General features: G+C 70.2%; 23 protein-coding genes and 1 riboswitch. Of the genes, 21 read left to right on the top strand and 2 right to left on the bottom strand.

Going from position 1 to position 22,647, the window contains the following annotated elements:
* The first annotated feature begins 150 nt into the window (after window positions 1-150).
* The 17 genes from B2363_RS11830 (at window position 151) to B2363_RS11750 (ending at window position 16,365) form a co-directional block, all read left to right on the top strand.
* The gene (locus B2363_RS11830) at window positions 151-1,227 is read left to right on the top strand and encodes a DUF6801 domain-containing protein (RefSeq protein WP_286930444.1); all 1,077 of its coding nucleotides are present in this window, start codon (window positions 151-153) and stop codon (window positions 1,225-1,227) included.
* An 80-nt stretch (window positions 1,228-1,307) separates the two neighbouring features.
* Window positions 1,308-1,904, top strand: coding sequence for a VanZ family protein (locus B2363_RS11825; protein ID WP_286930442.1), 597 nt, complete (start codon window positions 1,308-1,310; stop codon window positions 1,902-1,904).
* Between the two features lie 6 nt (window positions 1,905-1,910).
* Window positions 1,911-2,020, top strand: a riboswitch (TPP riboswitch).
* Window positions 2,010-2,600 carry an ECF transporter S component gene (locus B2363_RS11820; protein WP_181753954.1) on the top strand — a complete coding sequence of 197 codons (591 nt, stop codon included), beginning with the start codon at window positions 2,010-2,012 and terminating at the stop codon, window positions 2,598-2,600. It overlaps the preceding riboswitch by 11 nt.
* Window positions 2,597-3,946: an ABC transporter ATP-binding protein gene (locus B2363_RS11815; RefSeq protein WP_286930438.1), complete on the top strand. Its 1,350-nt coding sequence runs from the start codon at window positions 2,597-2,599 to the stop codon at window positions 3,944-3,946. The genes B2363_RS11820 and B2363_RS11815 overlap by 4 nt, the downstream gene beginning before the upstream one ends.
* Window positions 3,943-4,620 (top strand): hypothetical protein, encoded by a 678-nt coding sequence (locus B2363_RS11810; RefSeq protein WP_286930435.1) that lies wholly within the window; start codon window positions 3,943-3,945, stop codon window positions 4,618-4,620. Before B2363_RS11815 ends, B2363_RS11810 begins: the two co-directional genes overlap by 4 nt.
* Window positions 4,621-4,778: 158 nt before the next feature.
* The gene (locus B2363_RS11805; RefSeq protein ID WP_181753966.1) at window positions 4,779-5,780 is read left to right on the top strand and encodes a DUF6801 domain-containing protein; all 1,002 of its coding nucleotides are present in this window, start codon (window positions 4,779-4,781) and stop codon (window positions 5,778-5,780) included.
* A gap of 63 nt (window positions 5,781-5,843) precedes the next feature.
* Entirely contained in the window at window positions 5,844-6,824 is a 981-nt protein-coding gene (locus tag B2363_RS11800; protein ID WP_286930433.1) for an ABC transporter ATP-binding protein, read from the top strand.
* 2 nt (window positions 6,825-6,826) lie between these two features.
* Entirely contained in the window at window positions 6,827-7,600 is a 774-nt protein-coding gene (locus B2363_RS11795; protein ID WP_181756164.1) for an MlaE family ABC transporter permease, read from the top strand.
* Window position 7,601: 1 nt separating this feature from the next.
* A complete protein-coding gene (locus tag B2363_RS11790; protein ID WP_286930431.1) occupies window positions 7,602-8,429 on the top strand; it encodes an MlaE family ABC transporter permease in 828 nt (275 codons plus the stop codon).
* Window positions 8,429-9,745 (top strand): MCE family protein, encoded by a 1,317-nt coding sequence (locus B2363_RS11785; RefSeq protein WP_286930429.1) that lies wholly within the window; start codon window positions 8,429-8,431, stop codon window positions 9,743-9,745. Before B2363_RS11790 ends, B2363_RS11785 begins: the two co-directional genes overlap by 1 nt.
* On the top strand, window positions 9,742-10,824 hold the full coding sequence (locus tag B2363_RS11780; protein WP_181753972.1) for an MCE family protein: 1,083 nt from the start codon (window positions 9,742-9,744) through the stop codon (window positions 10,822-10,824). The genes B2363_RS11785 and B2363_RS11780 overlap by 4 nt, the downstream gene beginning before the upstream one ends.
* On the top strand, window positions 10,815-11,804 hold the full coding sequence (locus B2363_RS11775; RefSeq protein ID WP_286930426.1) for an MCE family protein: 990 nt from the start codon (window positions 10,815-10,817) through the stop codon (window positions 11,802-11,804). Before B2363_RS11780 ends, B2363_RS11775 begins: the two co-directional genes overlap by 10 nt.
* Window positions 11,801-12,976 (top strand): MCE family protein, encoded by a 1,176-nt coding sequence (locus B2363_RS11770; RefSeq protein ID WP_286930424.1) that lies wholly within the window; start codon window positions 11,801-11,803, stop codon window positions 12,974-12,976. Before B2363_RS11775 ends, B2363_RS11770 begins: the two co-directional genes overlap by 4 nt.
* A complete protein-coding gene (locus B2363_RS11765; RefSeq protein ID WP_181753978.1) occupies window positions 12,976-14,076 on the top strand; it encodes an MCE family protein in 1,101 nt (366 codons plus the stop codon). The genes B2363_RS11770 and B2363_RS11765 overlap by 1 nt, the downstream gene beginning before the upstream one ends.
* Entirely contained in the window at window positions 14,073-15,347 is a 1,275-nt protein-coding gene (locus B2363_RS11760; protein WP_181753980.1) for an MCE family protein, read from the top strand. The genes B2363_RS11765 and B2363_RS11760 overlap by 4 nt, the downstream gene beginning before the upstream one ends.
* Window positions 15,344-15,865, top strand: a complete 522-nt coding sequence (locus B2363_RS11755; RefSeq protein ID WP_181753982.1) for a pilus assembly FimT family protein — start codon at window positions 15,344-15,346, stop codon at window positions 15,863-15,865. Before B2363_RS11760 ends, B2363_RS11755 begins: the two co-directional genes overlap by 4 nt.
* Entirely contained in the window at window positions 15,862-16,365 is a 504-nt protein-coding gene (locus B2363_RS11750) for a hypothetical protein (RefSeq protein WP_286930418.1), read from the top strand. The genes B2363_RS11755 and B2363_RS11750 overlap by 4 nt, the downstream gene beginning before the upstream one ends.
* 40 nt (window positions 16,366-16,405) lie before the next feature.
* Here the strand turns inward: B2363_RS11750 and B2363_RS11745 are convergent, their stop codons facing one another.
* Window positions 16,406-17,296, bottom strand: a complete 891-nt coding sequence (locus tag B2363_RS11745) for a calcium-binding protein (protein WP_286930416.1) — start codon at window positions 17,294-17,296, stop codon at window positions 16,406-16,408.
* A gap of 83 nt (window positions 17,297-17,379) precedes the next feature.
* Window positions 17,380-18,093, bottom strand: coding sequence for a class E sortase (locus B2363_RS11740; protein WP_286930415.1), 714 nt, complete (start codon window positions 18,091-18,093; stop codon window positions 17,380-17,382).
* 147 nt (window positions 18,094-18,240) lie between these two features.
* Between B2363_RS11740 and B2363_RS11735 the strand changes: the two genes are divergently transcribed.
* The 4 genes from B2363_RS11735 to B2363_RS11720 all read left to right on the top strand — a co-directional run bounded on the left by B2363_RS11735 (window position 18,241) and on the right by B2363_RS11720 (window position 22,645).
* Window positions 18,241-18,699 carry a MaoC family dehydratase gene (locus tag B2363_RS11735; protein WP_286930413.1) on the top strand — a complete coding sequence of 153 codons (459 nt, stop codon included), beginning with the start codon at window positions 18,241-18,243 and terminating at the stop codon, window positions 18,697-18,699.
* Window positions 18,700-18,703: 4 nt separating this feature from the next.
* Complete coding sequence (locus tag B2363_RS11730; protein WP_286930411.1) at window positions 18,704-19,924, top strand: acyl-CoA dehydrogenase family protein; 1,221 nt, start codon at window positions 18,704-18,706, stop codon at window positions 19,922-19,924.
* The gene (locus B2363_RS11725; RefSeq protein WP_286930409.1) at window positions 19,921-20,709 is read left to right on the top strand and encodes an SDR family oxidoreductase; all 789 of its coding nucleotides are present in this window, start codon (window positions 19,921-19,923) and stop codon (window positions 20,707-20,709) included. Before B2363_RS11730 ends, B2363_RS11725 begins: the two co-directional genes overlap by 4 nt.
* A 76-nt stretch (window positions 20,710-20,785) precedes the next feature.
* Window positions 20,786-22,645, top strand: a complete 1,860-nt coding sequence (locus B2363_RS11720) for a hypothetical protein (protein WP_286930407.1) — start codon at window positions 20,786-20,788, stop codon at window positions 22,643-22,645.
* The last annotated feature ends 2 nt before the right edge of the window (window positions 22,646-22,647 follow it).

Here is a 22,647-nt window from a genome sequence, read left to right as displayed (position 1 = left end):
CCGACGACCGAGCCGACCACGGAGCCGACCACGGAGCCGACCACGGAGCCCACCACGGAGCCCACCACGGAGCCGACGACCGAGCCCACCACGGAGCCGACCGAGCCCACGCCGACTGAGCCGGTCGACATCTCGAAGAGCTTCACGTACGTGTGCGAGGTCGTCGCTGGCGGACTCAACCTGGGCAACCACGACATCGGCGTCCTGGCCGAGACGACGGTTCCCGGCTCAGTGCGCCCCGGTGAGACCATCGCGGAGCGCGGGGTCAGCATCACGCTGACGATGCCGGAGCTGCTGCGCGAGTCGACCGTGCTCCTGTTGGGTGGCCGGTCGGCCGAGGGCGGCTCGACCGATGCCGCCATCACGCTCACCACCGGCGGTCAGACGTCGACGGTCGCGATCCCGAACCTGAGCTCCCCCCGCACGGACATCCCGCAGCAGGCCGGCTCCCCGTGGCTGATCCCGGCCTCGGGCACGGTGCCCTCGATCACCGTCCCGGCCTACGCGGCCGAGTCGGTGGCGCTGGGCATGCCGCAGGACTTCACCATTGCGGCGACGATCCACACCACGAGCACCACGCTGCCGGCGGCACTGACCTGCGCGGGTCCGTCCGCGCTGGATCTCGGCAGCATCCCGGTCTCGGGCGACCCCGTCACCAACCCGACGACCGAGCCGACCTCGGAGCCGACGACCGAGCCGACTTCGGAGCCGACGACCGAGCCGACTTCGGAGCCGACCTCGGAGCCGACGGCCGAACCGACCGCGGAGCCGACGACCGAGCCCACGACCGACCCGGGCGAGGAGCCCGCCGACGATGAGGTCGAGCTGCTCAGCTCCGACGTGCTGTCGCCCGGCGACACGATCACCTTCGCGTTCGGGCCGGACTGGATCGGCAAGGAGCTGGCCTTCGAGCTGCACTCCGACCCGATCGCGATGGGCACGCGAGTGGTGAGCACCTCGGGCGAGGCCTCGGTGCGCATCCCGACCAACGCGCCGCTGGGCTCCCACACGGTGAAGGTGCTCAGCCGGGGCGTCGTCATCGCCGAGGTCCCGGTGGAGATCGTCGCCGCCGACGCCGGCGGCGACGCGTCGGACGACGACTGGGCCAGCGACGACTACCTGGCCGCCGCCGGTGGCCCAGGGCTCGGTGTCGCAGTCCTCGGCGGTGCCCTGGTCGTGGCTGGTGCAGCCGTGATGCTGCAACGTCGCCGCACGCGTCGCGACTGAGTGCCGCCGGGGGAGCGGGGGCGGGTCTCTGCGGACCCGCCCCCGCCCTTGGCGTGCCCGGGGGTTGAGAGGATTCTCCGGTGCCCACCGTCGAGATCCCCATGCTCCCCGTGCTGATCCCGGCGACGATCGCCGCGATCGCCGCGTCGCTCGGGTGCCTGCACCGTCGCGGGCGCCTCACTCCGCTGCGCGCCGCGGTCGGCGTGGTCGCGTGCGTCTACGGCGCCGCCGCCTTGGCGCACGTGCTCCTGCCGTTCCCCGTCGCCACGGACGACCCGCGGCCGTGGCGCGTCCTGGTCCACCTCACGCCGTTCATCGACGTCCTGGACGACCCTGCCGGGATGCTCCTGAACATCCTGCTCTTCGTGCCCCTCGGAATGCTCCTGCCGCTCGTCACCCGAGTCCGGACGGTGCGCCGGGCGGCGGCCGTGGGTTTGCTGGTCAGCGTGGCCATCGAGGCGGTGCAGCTCGCCGGAGTGCTCGTCGTGGGAACCGGCCGGATCGCCGATGTCGACGACCTCGTCGGCAACGCCCTGGGCACCGCGATCGGCTGGACCGCCTGCCTGGTGCTGATGCAGCTCCCACCGCTGGGCCGGCTCGCGGCTCGGGCCTCCTGGGCAGAGGACGGAATCGCCTCGGGGGCCGCCCCCGGTGCCGCGCCCGCCACGGGAGGCTAGGCTGGCTGCACACGACAGGGGAGCGCCATGCAGAGGGCGCTGAGAGTGCGGAACAGCCGCAGACCCTTGAACCTGCTCCGGTTAGCACCGGCGAAGGGAGTCACGATGACATCTGCTGTCCGTTCCACCACGAGGTATCGCACGCTCGACCTGGTGACCATCACGATGCTCGGCGTCGCGTTCGGCGTCGTCTTCTGGGGCTGGGGGAAGCTCTACGCCCTCGTCGACATCGGTGCGGCCGTGGGATTCAAGCCGGCTGCGGCCCTCCTCGCCGGGATGTGGCTCATCGCCGGCGTCGTCGGCGGCCTGATCGTCCGCCGCCCAGGTGCGGCGCTCGCCACCGAGCTCGTCGCCGCGCTCGTGTCCACGATCGTCCTCGGCGGCACCGAGTGGGGCAGCGCGGTGCTGATCTCGGGCCTCGTCCAAGGGCTCGGGGCCGAGCTCGCGTTCGCGATCTTCCTGTACCGGAGGTTCGACCTGCCGACTGCCGTCCTCGCGGGCGCGTTGTCGGCGGTCTTCGCAGCCTTCTACGAATGGAACTACTACTACGCGGACTGGGACCTGACGTGGCGGCTGTTCCACCTGGGCTTCTTCGTCACGTCCGGCATCATCATCGCCGGGTTGGGTGGCTGGCTCCTGGTGCGTGCGCTCGCACAGGCAGGTGCGCTCGACTCGTTCGCTGCCGGCCGGCAGTGACGGTCGCGTTCCACGACTACTCCTGGACGCCGCTGCACGCCCGCCGCCCGGCGCTCGACCGGCTTGACCTGCGCATCGACCCCGGTGAGCGCGTCCTGCTGGTCGGGCCCAGCGGCAGTGGCAAGTCGACCGCCCTGCATGCGATCGCCGGCGCACTCGGCACGACGCTGGTCGGCGAGGCCAGCGGATCGGTCGAGGTGCACGGGCGCATCGGGATGGTCACCCAGAACCCGTCCTCGTCGATCGTCGCGGACCGGATCGGGCGCGACGTGGCGTTCGGCCCGGAGAACCTGGGTCTGCCGCGCGAGGAGATCTGGCGACGGGTCGACGCCGCGCTCGAGGCGGTGGGCCTGGATCAGGGGCGTGAGCGCTTCACCAGTGCACTGTCGGGCGGAGAGCGGCACCGTCTCGCGCTCGCGGGCGCCCTGGCGACGGAGCCGGACCTGCTCCTGCTGGACGAGCCGACGTCCATGCTGGACGCCGAGCTGGCGGCGGAGGTCCGCGACGCCGTCCTGCGCGTCGTCGGTGACCGCTCGCTCCTCGTGGTCGAGCACCGCTTCGAGCTCTGGCTCGACCATGTCGACCGGGTCGTCGTGCTCGAGGAGGGGCGACCGGTCTTCGACGGGTCCGTGCCGTCGTTCCGTGGCGCTGCCGTGCCGGAGGCGCTATGGATGCCGGGGCGCCCGGCGCCCGAGCCGGCCTGGATCCCTGAGGAACTGGTGCACCCGTTCGCCCCGGCCGGCGTCACCGCGCGTGCGCTGGTGATCGACCGGGTCACGCGCACGCTGCGGGGCACCGAGCGCACGCGGGCGGTCGACGGGCTGACGCTCGAGCTGGCACCCGGCACCCTGACAGCGCTCGTGGGCCGCAGCGGAGCGGGCAAGTCCACGGCGCTGCTGGCGCTGGGCGGACTCCTGGAGCCCGTCTCGGGGGAAGTCGACGCACCGGCCGAGCTCGGCTGGTGCCCCCAGGACCCCGAGCTCGGCTTCGTCGCGCGGACGGTGCGCGAGGAGCTGGAGGCCAGCCCTGCGGCGTTCGGGCGCACCGTCGACGTCGACGCGGTGCTCGAGGTCATCGGCCTGGTCGGCCGTGGTGACGATCACCCCTACCGGCTGTCGGGCGGAGAGCAGCGCCGGCTGGCGCTCGCGGCCAGCTGCGCGCACCGGCCGGGGCTGGTCCTCGCGGACGAGCCCACCGTCGGACAGGACCGAGGCACGTGGGCGACCGTCGCCGGCTGGCTGGGGGCGTCGGCGCAGGCAGGTGCCACGGTGGCCGTCTCCACGCACGATCCGGACCTGCCGCGCGACCGCGACGTGGTCCTGCATGAGGGAGTCGTCGTGCGATGACTGGCCTGATCACGCGACTCAACCCGCTCGTCCTGCTGGCGATCGGCGTCGCCGCGGCCCTCGGCTCACCGGCGATCCGCACGATGCCGATCGCCGTGACGTGCGCCGCCGTCTACGTCGTGGCGGTCGTGGCGGTGGTGCCCTCGTGGCGGTATCCGGTGGTGTGCCTGGCCTTCGTGGCGCTCCCGGTCGCCACGATCGTGTGGAGCACGTGGCTGTTCGGCGGTCGCGACCTCGAGGTCGCGGCGGTCGCGGGAGTGCGGACCTTCGTCATGGCGTGGCCGGGCGCCGTGGCCGCCGGCTACATCGACGTCGCGCGCCTCGGCGACTACCTGGCCCAGACGCTGCACGTTCCCAGTCGGTTCGCCGCTGCGCTGTCCGCCGCGCTGCAACGGGTCGGCGGGGCGTGGCAGGCCTGGCACGACCTCGACCGGGCCCGCAGGGCGCGCGGGCTGCGGCGCCGCCCGTGGCCGATGGCCTTCGCGCTGCTGGTCCACACGATGAGGGACGCGAGCCGAACGTCGATCGCGATGGACGCCCGCGGCTTCGCCACGGCCGGGCGTCGGACGTGGGCCGAGGCGGCGACCTGGCCGCCGATCGACCTGCTCGCGCTGGCCTTCGCGGCCGCCGCAGGCGCCCTTCCCGTGCTCTTGTTACTCGCGAGTCGGGTGTGATCCCTCGACGGACGAGAGTGGCTTGCATCACAGTGCAACTAGAGGTTACAGTCGACGCGATTGCGACCCGGGGGTGGCAATCAGCCGGGTCTGTCCAGTCGTGAAGCGAGGAAACCATGCGCTTGAGCGCTCATGTACGTCGAGGCCTTCGCCTCGCGGTGGCCAGTGCCGTGGTCGGTGGCGGCGCCATCGCCTTCTCCGCGCCCGCGCAGGCCGTGCCGGCCAGCATCGACCGTGTCCCCTACGTCTGCAAGGCGCTGAACTCCACGATCGACCTCTCGCTCCAAGGGCCCAAGCAGTTCTACGTGACGTCGCAGACCGATCTGCCTGCGAGCGTCGAAGCCGGTGCAACTGTGCCCGCGACCGAGACGTCGCTGACGCTCGCGCTGTCGACCGCGCTCGTCGATCGGCTCTACGGACCGATGAAGGTGCGCCGGGTCAAGGGTTCCTCGACCACGAAGGTCGACCTTCAGGCCGTGGCGCCCGGGGGCGAGCTCGTCGAGACGATGAGCCCCGACGTCAAGGGACCCAACGGCGAGCCGGGACCCCTGGTCAACGACTGGGTCGACCTGACCGAGGGCAGCGAGGTGTCGATCGTCGCTCGCGGCAGGGTCGACGCCGTCGACGTGCCGCAGGCCGCTGACGGCAACGGCCTCATCTACGTCCAGATGCCCCTCAGCTTCACGCTCCACTCGGAGATGGACCCGCCGGTCGTCGGATCGATCTCCAAGGCCGACCTGCGGTGCACCCGAGGAGTGTTGAACTCGGCCGGGGACGGCGTCGTTCCCGACAAGGAGCAGCGCATCATCGGCACCATCGCGGTCGGAGCGGGCTGCTCCCAGACCGAGTGCCCGCCGCCGCCTGTCGGGTCCGGGACCGAGACACCTGAAGATCCCGACGTTCCCGACGGAAGCGGAACCGACCCCGAGGTGATCGACCCGGTCAACCCCGACGATCCCACCGACGTCAGCGACAGCGGGTACACCTGGGAGGACAGCGACGGCGACGGCGTGGCGGACACCACGACCAGCGTCTCCGCCGAGACGACCGAGCTCCCTGCGACCGGGTCCCCGTTCGCTGCCGGCCTGGCCGCCCTCTTCGGCCTTCTCGTGGCGATCCGCCTGGCGCTCGCGGTGAGGGAGCGGCGCGCCGGCGCGTGATCCGGACGAGTTCCTCCAGGTGCCCGCGAACGCGCGGGCTCCGTCCCCCTGACAAGGAGCCCCATGGGTGTCGAAGTTCGCGTCGAAGGCCTGACCAAGACGTTCGGTCAGCAGACGATCTGGCGTGACGTGTCGCTGACGCTGCCCGCCGGGCAGATCAGCGTCATGCTCGGCCCGTCGGGCACCGGCAAGTCGGTGTTCCTCAAGGCGCTCATCGGCCTGCTCAAGCCCGACGAGGGACACATCTTCATCGAGGGCACCGACATCGCCACCTGCAGCGAGCGCGAGCTCTACGAGATCCGCAAGCTGTTCGGCGTGCTGTTCCAGGACGGGGCCATGTTCGGGTCGATGACCCTGTTCGACAACGTGGCCTTCCCCCTGCGCGAGCACACCCGCAAGAACGAGACCGAGATTCGCGACATCGTCATGGAGAAGATGTCGATGGTCGGCCTCGTGGGCGCCGAGATGAAGCTCCCCGGTGAGATCTCCGGCGGCATGCGCAAGCGAGCCGGCCTCGCTCGTGCGCTGGTGCTCGAGCCCGAGATCATCCTGTTCGACGAGCCGGACTCCGGCCTGGATCCGGTGCGCACCGCGTTCATCAACCAGCTCATGGTCGACCTGAACGCCCAGACCGAGGCCACCTTCCTCATCGTCACCCACGACATCAACACCGCGCGCACGGTGCCCGACAACATCGGCCTGCTCTACCACCGCCACCTCTCGATGTTCGGTCCCCGCGAGATGCTGCTCTCGAGCGAGGAGCCGGCGGTGCGCCAGTTCCTCAACGCCCAGACCGTGGGGCCCATCGGCATGAGCGAGGAGAAGGACGCAGACGAGCTCGCCGCCGAGGACCACACCACGCTGCCGCCGCTGCCGCCCATCCCGCTCCAGCTCTTCCCGTCCGACGGCCGCCCTCGCGCCACGCAGGCCGAGCCGGGGGCCTGGTGCGCCGCCCACGGTGTCATCCCGCCGCCGGGCTCCTTCGAGAACGACGGCTCGGGGTTCATGTCCCCGTCGCCGCAGTCCGTCGGCGGTGCCCGTTGAGCCTGATCGCCACCGTCACGGCGCCGCTGGCGACCGCAGGACGACTCTTCGCCTTCGGCACTGACGTGCTGATCGCCGTCTTCCGCCGGCCGTTCCAGTTCCGCGAGTTCATCCAGCAGGCGTGGTTCATCGCCTCGATCACGATCATCCCGATCGCCCTGGTGGCCATCCCGTTCGGTGCCGTCGTGGCGCTGCAGACCGGCAGCCTCGTCCAGCAGTTCGGCGCGCAGTCGTTCGTGGGCTCGGCCGCGGTCCTGGCGGTGCTGCGCGAGGCTGCCCCGATCGCCACGGCGCTGCTGGTGGCGGGTGCCGGTGGGTCCGCGATCGCTGCCGACCTCGGAGCCCGCAAGATCCGTGAGGAACTCGACGCGATGATGGTGCTGGGCATCGACCCGATCCAGCGTCTCGTCGTGCCGCGGGTCCTGGCCTGCATGCTCGTGGCCGTCTTCCTCAACGGACTGGTCAGCGTCGTCGGCGTGCTCGGCGGCTACATCTTCAACGTCGTGCTCCAAGGGGGCACCCCGGGCGCCTACCTGGCCTCGTTCACGGCGCTCGCCCAGACGCCCGACCTCTACCAGGGCATGGCGAAGGCCCTCGTGTTCGGCCTGATCGCCGCGCTCGTGTCCACCTACATGGGGATGCACGCCGACGGCGGTCCGCAGGGCGTCGGCCAGGCCGTCATGGAGTCGGTCGTCATCACCTTCCTCCTCCTGTTCATGGCGAACTTCGTCATGAGCGCGCTGTACTTCCAGCTCGTCCCGGCGAAGGCGTTGTGACGTGGTCGACGTCAAGAGCGCCTACCGGCGGCCCCTGAGCACGCTGGACGACCTCGGACTCCAGCTCGCGTTCTACATCCGCACGATCGCGTGGATGCCCCGCGTGGTCATGAGGTACCCGCGGGAGATCCTGCGCCTGCTCTCCGAGGTCACCTTCGGGCGCGGCTCGCTCGCAGTGATCGGCGGCACGGTCGGCGTCATCACGACGATGTCGTTCTTCACCGGCGTCGAGGTCGGCATGCAGGGCCACAGTGCCCTGGAGCAGCTGGGCACCAGTGCGTTCTCCGGCTTCTTCTCGGCGTACTTCAACACGCGCGAGATCGCGCCGCTCGTCGCCGGCATCGCGCTGGCCGCCACCGTGGGCTGCGGCTTCACGGCGCAGCTGGGCGCCATGCGGATCTCCGAGGAGGTCGACGCGCTCGAGGTCATGGCCATCCCGTCGCTCCCCTACCTGGTCACGACGCGCGTGATCGCCGGGCTCATCGCGATCATCCCGCTGTACATGCTCGGACTGATGGCCTCGTACTTCGCGACCAAGCTCACGGTGACGGCCATCTATGGTCAGAGCGAGGGCACCTACGACCACTACTTCAACCTGTTCCTCCCGCCGGAGGACGTGCTCTGGTCGTTCTTCAAGGTGCTGGTGTTCGCGTTCCTCGTGATCCTCATCCACTGCTACTACGGCTACTACGCCAGCGGTGGCCCCGTCGGCGTCGGCGTGGCGGTGGGTCGCGCCGTCCGCACGTCGATCGTCGTCATCAACGTCGCGGACCTCATGATGTCGATGGCGATCTGGGGCACCACCACGACCGTCAGGCTGGCCGGCTGATGCCCCGCGTCTCGACGATGGACCGTCCTGCCGTGGTCCGCGGCCTCGGCGTCGTCATGGTCGCCCTGGTCGCCGGGTCGGTGTTCCTCACCTACGCGATGTTCACGAAGCTGTTCTCCGACGACGTCCCCGTCACGATCCGCAGCTCGAGCGCCGGCCTGCAGCTCAATGCCAACGCCGACGTCAAGCTGCGCGGGGTGATCGTCGGCCGGGTCGACGAGATCACCTCGGAAGAGGGCCAAGCGGTGATCCACCTGGCACTCGATCCCGAGCAGCAGCCACTGATCGCCGCCGACGTCCAGGCGTTCGTCGTCCCCAAGACGCTGTTCGGCGAGAAGTACGTCGACCTGCAACCGGTCGCTCAGTCGTCGGGACAGCCGATCGAGGCGGGGGACGAGATCGTCCAGGCGGCGCTGCCGTCGGACGTGGAGAACCTGCTGACCGACCTCGACCCCCTGCTGACGGCACTCAATCCCGAAGACCTGTCGTACGTTCTCACGGCGCTGTCCGACGCGCTCTCCGGCCAGGGCGAGACGCTCGGCACGGGCCTGGAGACGCTGTCGGCCTACCTGCAGAAGATGACCCCACTGGCTCCCGAGCTCGTCGAGGACATCACGCTGCTCGGCGACACGGCAAGGACGTATGCCGACGCGATGCCCGAGATCGGCACGACCCTGCGCAACGCCGTGGTCACGGGCAACACGCTCACGGCTCGCCGGGCGCAGCTGCAGTCCCTGTTCGTGGAGACCGCCGCCTTCGCGACGTCGGCCGAAGCGCTCTTCGACCGCTCGGGCGACGACTTCATCACGCTCGCGCGTGACTCCCGGCCCACGCTCGAGCTGCTGGCCGACTACTCGCCGACCATCGGCTGCGTGCTCCAGGGCATCGACCGGCTCATGCCCGCCATCGACAGCACGTTCCGCAACAACCGCGCCAACGTGTCGATCGAGTTCGCGCCGCGTTCGCCGCGCGAGTACGACGGCCGTGACACGCCGCGCCTGCCCGCCGCCACCGGCGGCCCGGGCTCCTTGTCTCCCAGCTGCGCCACGCTGCCGGGCACGCGGTACACGAAGAAGCGCCCCGCGCCGGGCATGAGCGACTCACTGCTCGAGGAGCTCGGCGTGGGCGGCGACCTCGGAAAGCGAGCGCCGCTGACGGCGCCGACCGTCGTACGCTCCGGCGGCAGTGCCGCCGAGGCCGAACAGGTCAAGGCGATCGTGGCGGCGTCCCTCGGCGTCGAGCCGAAGGACGTTCCCGATGTGGCGACCGCGCTCTACGGACCGGTGCTGCGCGGTGCGGAGGTGAGCCTCGGATGAGCCGTACCGGACTCGACCGCGCGACCGCGCGCTCGTTCGTGAAGCTGATGGTCTTCCTGGTCGTCACCGGGCTCCTGACGGCCCTGCTGGCGGCGGTCATCGGGAATCGCTCGTTCAGTCGCACGCACGAGTACCGCGCCGTCTTCAGCGACGTCACCAGCCTCGTGGTGGGTGACGACGTGCGCATCGCGGGGGTGCGCGTCGGCAACGTCTCCGACGTCGAGGTGCACTCGGGCAACTCGGCGATCGTGACGCTCAACGTCGACACCGACATCGCGCTCACCCAGGGCACACAGGCCTCCCTGCGCTACCGCAACATGATCGGCCAGCGCTACATCTCGCTCAGCGAGGGCGACGGCCCCGCCGCGCGACTGAAGGAAGGCGAGACGATCGGCCTCGACCGCACCACCCCCGCGCTGGACCTGACCGACCTGTTCGGCGGCTTCCAGCCGCTGTTCGAGGCGCTGTCGCCCGAGGACACGAACCAGCTCGCCTACGAGCTGATCCAGGTGTTCCAGGGTGAGAGCGGCACGGTCGAGTCGCTGTTGGCGCACACCGCCTCCCTCACCGGCACCCTGGCCGAGCGCGACGAGCTGATCGGGTCGGTGATCGACAACCTCACGGTCGTCCTGACCTCGTTCAACGAGCGCGATGACGAGCTGTCCACCGCGATCTCCACCCTGCAACAGCTGATCACCGGGCTGAAGGACGACCGCGGTGTGCTGACCGGGTCGCTCGACGACATCGCCGTGCTGACCGGTGAGACGGCCGGCCTGCTCGACGACGCGGGTCCCGCGATGACGGCGGACATCAAGAACCTGCGCAAGCTGACATCTCAGATCGGCACCCAGAAGGCTCGACGCGACCTGGATCGCACGCTCGGAATCCTGCCGATCAAGATCGATCGCATCGGCCGCACGGGTCAGTACGGGTCGTTCTTCAACTTCTACGTGTGCGAACTCGGGGTCAACGGCAAGGTTCCCTCGCTCAGCGGGGTGCCCGGATGGGAGAAGACCCGTCCGTTCAAGACCACCAGGCGCGTCACCGTGACCGGAGCGGGGGTGAGTCGATGCCGTTGAGGGACATGAAGCCGTTCCGCGAGCGCAATCCCGTGATCGTGGGCGCCGTCTCGTTGGCGATCATCGCCGCGATCCTGCTGCTCGCCAGCCAGGCCGCGCGGCTGCCGATCATCGGTGGCGGCGCCGAGTACGCCGCCGAGTTCACCGAGGTCGGTGGCCTCAAGAAGGGCGACGACGTGCGGCTGGCCGGCGTGCGCGTGGGCGAGGTCGCGGACCTGGAGCTGCACGGCGACAAGGTGCGGGTGGTCTTCCGCGTGAAGAAGGACCGCGATCGGCTCGGCAGCCAGACCGGCGCGTCCGTGCGGATCAAGTCCCTGCTCGGGACGATGTACGTCAGCCTTGAACCCGATGGCTCAGGCACCCTGGCGAAGGGCGCGGTCATCCCGGTCACGCGCACGCAGGCTCCGTACGACATCGTCCAGGCGTTCTCCGGTCTCACCGAGACCACGCAGCAGATCGACAACGACCAGCTCGCGCAGGCGCTGGACACGATCAACGACGTGGCCGCGAAGACGCCGGACGAGTTCCGCGAGGCCGTCACGAGTGTCACCGCGCTGTCCAACAGCCTCGCCTCGCGCGATGCCGAGATCAAGACGCTGCTCGAGAACATCGACGGCATCTCCACGGTCCTGGCCGATCGCAACACCGAGTTCGCCAAGCTGTTCGAGGACGGCTCGGTGCTGTTCGAGGCGCTCACCGCACGGCGCGACGCGATCCATGCCGTGCTGGTCGGCGTCACGGACATGTCCCAGGAGATCTCGACCCTGGTCACCGAGACCCGTGCCGACCTCCAGCCTGCCCTTGACCGGCTCGCCGGCGTGGTGGCGGTGCTGCGCAAGAACGAGGCCAACATCACCAGCGCCATCGACCAGCTGCCCGCGTACTACGCGATGGTCGCGAACAACAGCTCCAACGGCCCGTGGCTGGACGCGTACGTCTACAACCTGCTGAGCATCTTCGGCCTGGAGGAGGGTCTGTGAGCGCCTCGACCCGGAACCGCGTCCCGCGCGCCGTCCTCGCCGTCGTCCTCGCCGCGGTGGTCCTGGCGGTCGTGATCGTGCTCGCGATCGTCGGGGGGTCGCGTGCCGAGACCAAGACGATCACGGTCGACTTCGAGCGGTCCGTCTCGCTGTACGAGGGTTCCAAGGTTCGCATCCTCGGCGTCGACGTCGGCACGGTCGAGAAGCTCACCCCGCGCGGTCAGAACGTTCGAGCGCGGATCGCGTGGGACGGCGACTACGACGTGCCGGCCGACGCCCAGGCGGTCATCGTCTCGCCGTCGGTCGTCGGCGACCGCTTCGTGCAACTCGTGCCGGCCTACACCGGAGGAGCCAAGATGCCGGACGGTGCGCACCTCGATCAGTCGAGGACGGGCACGCCGACCGAGCTCGACGAGACGTTCGCGGCGCTCGATCGCGTGGCCACCACGCTGGGGCCCGACGGCCTCAACGAGGACGGCGCCGTGAGCGACCTGCTGGCGAGCTCGGCCAAGAACCTCGACGGGAAGGGTGCCGAGATCCGAGAGAGCATCGAGGCGCTGTCGAAGCTGACGAAGACCGCCGACGGCTCGAAGGACGAGCTGTTCGCCTCGGTCGAGCAGATCGAGCGCTTCGTCTCGGCGCTCGAGGCCAACGACGCCAGCGTCCAGCGGTTCAACGCCAGCCTGGCGGGGGTCTCGGACGTCCTGGCCGACGAAGGCGACGACCTGCAGCTCGCCGTGCGGGAGCTGGCGAGCGCACTCCAGCAGGTCCAGTCGTACGTCGCCGAGAACCGCACGGGACTGCGCCGGAACGTCGATGGGCTCAGCAAGGTCACCAGGTCGCTGGCCAAGCAGCGCAAGGAGCTGGCCGACATCCTCGAGTCCGGGCCGAAGGCACTGTCGAACCTCGCCACGGCGTACAACCCCACCACCGGCACGCTCGATTCACGGACGTCGCTCAAGGGTGCCCGGGACGGGAAGTTCACCGTGATGACCACGCCCGAGCAGGTGGCCGCCTTCTGCGCGCCCGCCAGCGAGCAGAACTCCAAGTACACCTCGGCGTGCTATGCCATGGCCGACGTGCTCACGTGGCTCGGCCGGCAGGCCGACCCGTCCTCGGGAGCCGCGACGAGCGCGCCGACCTCGCTCTCGGACCTGATGGGGGTGGCGTGATGAGCAGGGTCCGCCTCCTCCACGCAGCGGTGGGCACCCTCGGCTCCCTCGCCCTGGTGTCCGGCTGTGTGTCGAGCGTCGGCGACCTGCCGCTGCCGGGCGGAGCCGACTTGGGTGACGACCCCTACACGGTCGTCATCGAGTTCGCCGACGTCCTGGACCTCGTGCCCCAGAGCGCGGTCAAGGTCAACGACGTCTCGGTCGGCCGCGTCACGAAGGTCGAGCTCGAGGGCTGGCGCGCGCAGGTCACGGTCAAGATGAACCGCGACGTCGACCTGCCCGACCAGGCCACGGCGTCGATCCGTCAGACCTCGATCCTGGGCGAGAAGTTCGTGTCCCTGGCCGCGCCGGTCGAGGGCGGCGGCGGCCGGCTCGACGAGGGCGACGTCATCCCGATCGAACGGACCGGCAACGCGCCCGAGATCGAGAAGGTCCTGGGGTCGCTCTCGCTCGTCCTCAACGGCGGTGCGCTGAGCAAGGCGCAGGTGATCAGTCGCGAGCTCAACACGGCACTGTCCGGTCGCGAGGCCGACATGCGCACGCTGGTGCGCCGGCTCGACGAGTTCGTCGAGGTCGCCGACGACTCCAAGGACGACATCGTCGAGGCGATCGAGCAGATCGACCGCCTCGCCCGCACCACGAACGACCAGAAGCAGGCGATCGACGCCGCGCTCGACGACCTCCCGGCCGCGCTGGCCACGGTCAACGAGCAGCGGGCCAACCTGGTGAAGATGCTCGCCGCCCTCTCCGAGCTCGGCGACGTCGGCTCCGACGTGATCATCGCCAGTAAGGACGCGCTCACCGCCGACCTCCAGGCACTCGCGCCGGTCCTGGACAGTCTCGGCTCGGCGGGCGACGCGCTCATCACCTCCCTGGAGGTCCTGCCGACCTTCCCGTTCCCGGACTCCCTGCTGGGCGAGACGCCGAAGGAAGCGCGGAACTACCAGATGGGCAACTTCCTCAACGTGTCGATCGACTTCGAGACCGACTTCGCCAAGACGGTCGGGCTCATGACCGAGCGCGAGCGCGCGGCTCTCAAGGAGAGCCTGCGCGAGGAGGACGTCTCCGGCGTCCTGGCCCGAACGGTGGTGACGCCGTGATCACCCGCCGTGTTCGCATCCAGCTGGTGCTCTTCGTGGTGGGCACCCTCATCGCCGCGACCTACATCGGCGCCAACTACGCCCGCGTCGACCGGCTGTTCGGCAGCGGCTACACCGTGACGGTCGAGATGGCCGAGTCCGGCGGCATCTTCACGACCGCCGACGTCACGTACCGCGGCGTCAGCGTCGGTCGAGTGACGGACATGTGGCTCGACGGGGACGGAGTCAAGGTCGAGGTCCACATCGACGAGAAGTCCACGGAGATCCCGGCCGACACCAAGGTGGTCATCGCCAACCGCTCCGCCGTCGGCGAGCAGTTCCTGGACTTCCAGCCACGCAGCGATCGGGGCCCGTTCCTCGACGACGACGCGGTCGTCGCGCGCGAGAACACCGAGGTGCCCATCGACACTCGCACGCTGCTCACGAACGTCAGCGAGCTGCTGTCCTCGGTGAATCCCGAGGACCTCAGCACGGTCATCGCCGAGCTGGGCGACGCCTTCGAGGGCTCCGGCGACGACCTCCGCACGATCATCGACAGCGGCAACTCGTTCATCACGGAGGCCGATCAGAAGTACGAGGTCACCGCGGCGCTCATCCGCAGCTCCTCCACCGTGCTGCAGACCCAGGTCGACTCGCAGGACGACATCCGCACCTTCGCCACCAACCTGCGAGAGCTGTCGACAGCCGTGCGGGCCTCCGACGCCGACCTGCGCCGGGTGATCGACGTCGGAGCGCCCACGGCCACGACGCTGCGCACGGTCGTCGACGAGAACTCGGACCAGATCTCGGCGCTCGTGGAGGACGCCATCACCCTCAACGCCACCGTGAAGGCGAATCTCGGCGGTGTCCGTGGCGTCCTGGTGATCGCGCCCCACGGCGTCGAGAGCGCCTACTCCATCATTGCGAAGGACTCGCGCACCGGTCAGTACGCCGCCCGACTCAGCCTCTCGCTCGAGCCCGAGAACGCGCCGTGCCTCAGCGGCTACGTCCCGTCGGGCCGGCAGCGCACCCCCTTCGATCGCACGGTCGAGAAGTGGGACCGCTCCAAGACCTGCGCCGCGACCAGTCCGCGTGGATCCAAGGCCGGGCCCGCCCGCGTCTCGGGAGCGTCCACGAACTCCACGCCGGACCAGCCCTTGGTCCTGGGCACGTACGATGTGGCGACCAACCGGCTTGAGGTGGGCGACGCGCAGTCGACGATCCCTCAGGCGCTCGATCTCGGCGAGGAGTCGTGGAAATGGATGATGCTCGGGCCCGCGGTGGCGCAGTGACGCGGGGTCGTCTCCTCGATGCCGCCCTGGTCGTCATCGCCGTGCTCGGGCTCGTGGCGGGCATCGCCGTCCTGGCCCGGGGAGCCGAGGTGCCCGCGTACGCCGACACCTCGGCCCGGCAGGACGTGCGGGCCGCGACCGAGCGGTTCGCCGCGGGGATCAACACCTACGACGTCACCGATCTCGACCCCTACGTCGAGCGCATGACCCCGCTCATGACCGACGACCTCGCCGAGCAGTTCGAGGTCTCGACGCAGGATCTGCTGGCCCGCTTCGCCGAGGCGAAGATCGTCACCAAGGGCACCGTCGACCAGGTCGCGATCGACAGCATCGACGCCGACAGCGCCGAGTCCCTCGCCGCGATCACGGTCACCACGAAGCCTGAGAACGTGGCCTACGGCAAGCCACGCCTGCGGTGGCGCGTGTCGCTCGTGCGCGAGGACGGCGAGTGGCTCGTCGACAGCTTCGCCGACGTCGCCGTCGAGGACGAGCCGGCCCAGGACGGGAGTGATCAGTGAGGATCCGCCGCCCCGCGCGCCGCACCGCACTGGTGTGCCTGGCACTTGCCGCTGTCGTGTTCGCCCTCGTGGTGGTGCTGGTGATCCAGCGCGAGGAGGCGTCGGCCGTCGAGCAGTTCGACGTCCAGGACGCCGCCACCGCCGCTGCTTCCGAGGCCATCCCGCGCATGCTGGGCTATGAGCACGCCACGATCGCGGCCGACCTGGACGACGCCACCGAGGTCATGACCAAGCGGTTCGCCAAGAAGTACTCCGAGCTCACGCCGCAGCTCACCGCGACGGCACAGCAGCGCAAGATCGACGTGACCGCGACGGTGCGCATGATCGCCGCCCTGGAGTGCGGTCAGGAGTGCTCCACCACCTCGGTCCGGCTGCTGGCCTTCGTCGACCAGAACCGCACCATCGCGACGAAGCCCGCCTCGCCCGCGGCGCTCTCGATCGTGGTGCGGATGAAGCAGGTCGACGGCGACTGGCTGGTCGACGACCTCACCACCAGCTGATCGAGGTGCCCCTGGGGCGCCCCGATCAGCCGCTGGGTGCCTACGAGATCGTCTCGCAGTTCTGCGGGTCGACGATCGTGTCGCCGGGGTCGGCGCTCACCCAGTCGTCGCCGCCTCCGCACGTGATGCGGTCTCCGGCGGCTCCGTCCTTGGCGAAGAACCAGTCCACCCCCGACCCGCCGACGAGGTGGTCGTTCCCCGGTCCGCCCTCGAAGTAGTTGTTGGGCCCGCGCGCGAGCAGCTGGTCGTTGCCGGTGCCGCCGACCAGCGCCGAGCCGTTCGGGCCTCCGCCCAGCGTGTCGTCGCCGGCGGCGCCGTCGACCCGGCCGAGTGGGTGGGCGCCGCCGATCAGGACGTCAGCCGCCGACCCACCGAGGAGGTTCTCGACGTCCGCGTTGATCGAGCCGCTCATGCCACCGCTGATCCCTGCGCTGCTGCCGATGGCGGCCGACACGGACTTCGTCACACCGGCGTAGGACACGGTGTCGTTCCCGGCTCCGCCCATGAAGGTGGACTTGCTCGTCCCCACCGAACGAAGGAGGTCATCGCCGGTATTGCCGGCGAGGACCACGGGCATCGAGACCGTCACGCTGACGGAGTCGTTCCCGTCCCTCGCGTCGATGATCACCGAACCACTGGTGACCTGGCACAGCGTGACGTCCGCTGACGTGCCGCAGAGGGGAGTGCCCGCCGGAACGGAGAAGGGCGCCCCAGACGCGTCCTTGAACGTGACCAGGGTCGAGGTTCCGCTGGCGAGGACGGTGTACGAGTTCGCGACACCACTTCCGGCGGTGAGGAAGGTGTCGTCGGTCGGCTGTCGCAGCGTGCTGGGGGCGCCGGCGGCGTGGGCGACGCCAGACGTCGAGACGGCGAGGCCGAGTGCGAGCGCAGCGCCGGACGCGAGCACGAGCCGGTGATGTGGGTGGTTCATGTCTTCTCCCCGATCGGTATGGAACGGGCGAAAAGTAACACGGAGTTACACCATGCGTCGTGGAGCGGTCTCGGACGCTGGGATCAGACGTGCTCGGTCTTCACGAGCGTCCCGAACACCGCCGAGCGGTTGTCGGTGTGGAAGATCTCCGAGCACGTGGTGAGGGTCAGCAGTGACTCGGTGGGGCGGGCCTTCGTCCTCTGGTCCTTCGACTCCCGGGCCTTCTCGGGCACGGGCTGGACCACCCAGATGTCGGTGAAGTCGACGATGGTGTCGGTGCCGGAGTTCTGCAGCTCGTACGTGTAGACGTGCGTGCGCGTCTCGACCTCGACGAGGTCCCCGGCGCGCAGCTTCGGGAAGTCCTTGAACGGCTGGCCGTTCGTGACGCGGTGGCCGGCGACGGCGAAGTTGCCCTTCTGGCCCGGGCGCTGGGTGTCGGTGAACCAGCCCACGCCCGAGGTGAGCGCGGTGTCGTCGATGCCGGCCACCACCGGCACCTCGAAGTCGTCGCCCCACCGCGGGGCGCGCAGCACGGCGAACACCTGGCCCATGCGGATCTCGTCGCGGGTGGCGTCGCCCTCGCGGTTGCCCTTCCAGTCGTCGGCCAGCGCGACCGCCATCTCGCCCTGGCGCTGCTTCGCGACGATGTTGGTGCCGATGTAGTTCCACGCGGCCCAGCCGAGCCCAATCACCAGCACGAGGCTGAGCAGGCTCGCCACGAGGCGCGCCGGCCGCAGCTGCGGGGTCGGCTTCAGCTCGGGGCGCTCGCGGCGCGGCGGGCCGACGGGGGCGTTCATGTAACCGAGTGTCACATCTGCGCGGCGGCGCGACAATCGAGTCCGCCGAACCCGCGTGCCACCGGTCGAGCAGGACCGTTGCCGGTGACCTCGTCCTCGCGGTACGGTGCAGACTAAGCAAGCGCTTAGTCACCCCAGGAGACCCCGATGACCCGTGAGTTCGAGACGATCGCCGACCTGAAGGCCGCCACCGGCCAGGAGCTGGGCACCAGCGACTGGGTCACGGTGACCCAGGAGAAGATCAACCTCTTCGCCGATGCCACCGGCGACCACCAGTGGATCCACGTCGACCCCGACGCGGCCGCGAAGGGCCCCTTCGGCAAGCCGATCGCCCACGGGTACCTCACGCTGAGCCTGCTGCCGGTGTTCACCGCGCAGATCTACAGCGTCAAGAGCGCGGTCATGGGCGTCAACTACGGCGCCAACAAGGTGCGCTTCCCGCACCCCGTGCCCGTCGACTCCCGCGTGCGCGCCACCGCCACGCTGAAGGAGACGCAGGACATCTCGATCGGCACCCAGGTCGTGCTCACCGTCGTCGTCGAGATCGACGGCGTCGAGAAGCCGGCCTGCATCGCCGACGTCGTCTACGTCATCGCCGAGGGCTGATCCGATGGACTTCGCCTTCGACGACAGGACCCAGGACCTCATCGCGCAGATGCGCGCCTTCATGGACGAGGTCGTCCACCCGGCCGAGGCGCTCGCGCACGAGCAGATCGAGGCCAACTACGCGAACGACTCGTGGGACATCCCCGCGGTCATCGAGGACCTGAAGGTCGAGGCGAAGAAGCGCGGGCTGTGGAACCTGTTCCTGCCCGGCGAGGGGGGAGCAGGGCTGTCCAACCTCCAGTACGCGCCGCTGGCCGAGATCCAGGGCCGCAGCATCCAGCTGGCCCCGCCGGCCACGAACTGCGCGGCCCCGGACACCGGCAACATGGAGGTGCTGAACGAGTTCGGCACCGACGAGCAGAAGAAGCAGTGGCTCGAGCCGCTGCTGGCCGGTGAGATCCGCTCGGCGTTCGCGATGACCGAGCCCGACGTGGCCTCCAGCGACGCGACGAACATCGAGACCTCGATCGCGCGCGACGGTGACGAGTACGTCATCAACGGCCGCAAGTGGTGGATCACCGGCGCGATGAACCCGAACGCCAAGGTGTTCATCGTCATGGGCAAGACCGATCCGACGGCCGCCCGCCACCGCCAGCAGTCGCAGATCCTCGTGCCGCGGGACACCCCGGGCCTGGAGATCGTGCGCGGGATGCACGTGTTCGGCTACCACGACCGCGACCACGGCGGCCACGCCGAGCTGCGGTTCACCGACGTGCGCGTGCCCGTCACGAACCTCATCGCCGGCGAGGGCGACGGGTTCGCGATCGCCCAGGCGCGTCTCGGGCCGGGCCGGATCCACCACTGCATGCGCTCGATCGGCATCGCCGAGCGGGCCATCGAGCTGATGTGCCAGCGCGCGCAGGACCGCACCGCGTTCGGCAAGCCGCTGGCCGACCAGGGCGTCGTGCGCGACTGGATCGCCGAGTCGCGCGTGCGGATCGAACAGCTGCGCCTCCTCGTGCTGAAGACCGCGTGGCTGATGGACACCGTCGGCAACAAGGGCGCGCACACCGAGATCCAGGCGATCAAGATCGCCACGCCGCAGACCGTGCAGTGGATCCTCGACAAGGCGATCCAGGTCCACGGCGGCGGAGGCCTCAGCCAGGACTTCCCGCTCGCGGAGATGTACGCCGGCATCCGTACCCTGCGGTTCGCCGACGGTCCCGACGAGGTGCACAAGAACTCGCTCGCGAAGGCCGAGCTGAAGAGGCAGGGAGCCCGATGACCGGGCGTCGTTGCGTGGTCACCGGTGCGGCCGGTGGCATCGGCCTGGCGATCGCGGAGGCCCTGGTCGAGCGCGGTGACCGCGTCCTGCTGGCCGACCTCGACGAGCAGCGCGTGTCCGAGGCCGGCGAGCGGCTCGGACAGCCGTGGTTCGCCGGCGACGTGGCGTCCGAGGCGGGCGTCACCGACCTCATCGCCCGCGCGGACGAGGAGCTCGGCGGCGTCGACGTCTTCGTCGCCAACGCCGGCATCTTCCGCGGCTTCGGTCTCGACGCCGACGAGTTCGACTGGTCGCTGTCGCTGGACGTCAACCTCATGGCGCACGTGCGCGCGGCCCGCGCGCTCGTGCCGCGGTGGAGCGTCGAGAACCCCGGCGTCTTCGCGGTCACCGCGTCGGCGGCGGGCCTGCTGACGCAGCTCGGCTCGCCGACCTACTCGGTCTCCAAGCGGGCCGCCGTGGGCTTCGCCGAGTGGCTCGCCGCCACGTACGGCGACCGTGGCGTCCGGGTCACGGCGCTGTGCCCCATGGGCGTGGCGACGCCGATGGCCGAGGCGGGCGAGACGGCCACCGAGCCCGACGCGCGGCTGGCCCACGCGTCGGTCGCGGCGGCGGGCGAGACGCTGGCGCCGAGTGAGGCCGCGCGGGTCCTGCTCGAGGCCATCGACGAGGGCCGCTTCCTCGCGCTCCCTCACGAGTCCGTCGGCACGATGTACGGCCGCAAGGCCCAGGACACCGACCACTGGCTGTCGGGGATGCAGCGCTTCCGGACGTCGCTCGGAGGCTGATTCGGGTATCACCCCCGGTGTGACGGACTCTGTGGATACGATCATCCGACTCAAGTCCTTCAACCGGGGGTACCCGATGCATCGTCCGACCCTGCGCTGGCTGTCCGCCGCCGCCATCAGCAGCGTGGCCGCGACCGCGCTGGTCGCCCCCGCCTCGCCCGCCGTCGCCGCTCCCGCGGCGTTCTGCTCCGACGGCAGCGTGCCGATGATCACCCAGGGCGAGGTGGTCGACACGTTCGACGAGAACACCGCCGTCACGGGCCTCACGGTCGTCAAGGGCACGCAGCCCGTGCAGTTCACGGGCCGCTACACCGGCCACCTGGAGAACGCGCTCGGCCAGGGCGTCGACATGCTGCTCTTCGAGCTCTCGGGCGCCGGGATCGACACGGGCAGCCCGAGGGCCGGCATCTGGTCCGGCATGTCGGGCTCGCCCGTCTACGCCCAGGACGGCCGCCTCATCGGTGCGGTCGCGTACGGCCTCAACGCCGACAACATCCCGATCGCGGGCGTGACCCCGGCCGACCACATGAAGCGCACGGGCGTCGACCGCCTGGGCCCGGCGGCGGTCCCGATCACGCGCCGCGGCCTGAGCGGCGTCTCGGCCGCCACCGAGGTGGACCTCGCGGGTGCGACGCTGCCCCTGCTCAGGACGCGCAAGGTCGTGGCGGGCGGCGCCAAGGCCAACCGCCTCGCGAACCGCACGCTGGCCCGGGTCCCGGGCGCCTCGCCGGCCGCCCGCTCGGCGCGCGCCGGTGGCTTCGCGGCGGTCGCGACGCCCACGGTCATCGACGACCCGCTCGTCCCCGGCGGCAACATCGCGGTCGGCTACTCCACCGGCGACCTGTTCTCCGGTGGCGTCGGCACGGTCACGGCGATCTGCGGCTCCACGGTGTGGGCCTTCGGCCACCCGATGGACTTCGCCGGTGAGACCTCGCTGTCGATCCACAACGCCTCGGCGGCGCTCATCGTCCCCGACGCCACGGGCGAGGTCGGCTCGTACAAGCAGGTCTCGCGGATCGGCCAGCAGATCGGCACGATCACGCACGACGGCTACGCGGCCATCCGCGGCGAGCTCGGCCTGATCAAGGGCTTCGGCGTGACCACCCACGTCTACAACGCGTCCGCCCAGCGGATCCGCACGTACAGCGGCACGGTCGTCAACCCCGACATGGCGGCGTTCGCCGCGAGCTACGCGCCCGCCTTCGCCGCCGTCGACACGCTCGACAACCTCGGCATCGGCACGGCGCGTCACGTCTGGCGGATCTCGTACCGCCTGCGCGACGGCCGTACCGGCACCCTGACGAACGAGCAGGTCTACTCCGACCGCGGCGAGCTGGGCGACCAGCTGGCCGGTGACATCGGTGGCGACGTCGCCTCTATCGTGGGCACCGACCTGGCCGACGCGACCATCACCTCGGTCACCTCGCACCTCACGCTGCGCAGCGCGAAGGCGATCGAGTACCGGTTCAGCGGTGCCCAGAAGTGGAACGGCAAGGCCTGGGTGACGCTCGGCGGCTCGTCGGTCAAGGCCGGCCGCGGCGTGCTCGTGCGTCCCGTCTACCGCGAGTACGTGAACGGCAAGCCGCAGGGCCTGCGCACCGGCCCGTCGAAGAAGTTCACGATCGGCAGGAACGCGGTGGGTCGCGGCAAGGTCACCTACGCGCCGAAGGGTGCGGCCTCGAAGCCGGAGTGCATGGAGGACGAGGACGGCGAGATCTACTGCCCCGAGTTCGGTGGCGACGACGAGGGACCCCGGACGTTCGCGGCCCTGCTCGAGCAGCTGGACGCACTGATTCCCTCCGACCGCGCCGCCGTGACGGCGGGCTGGAAGTGGAAGGTCGGCCGCTCCAAGGGAGCCTCGCAGCGCCGTGGGGCGTTGGTCGCCCCCGGCAAGGTCAGCGGGTCGTACACCGCGACCTTCCGGGTCCGCCGCTGACG

This window comes from Aeromicrobium sp. UBA7512 (assembly GCF_002476985.1).
GTDB classification, from domain to species: domain Bacteria; phylum Actinomycetota; class Actinomycetes; order Propionibacteriales; family Nocardioidaceae; genus Aeromicrobium; species Aeromicrobium phoceense.
Note: the sequence above shows the minus strand (reverse complement) of the source record. Positions and strands in the feature narration are given on the sequence as shown.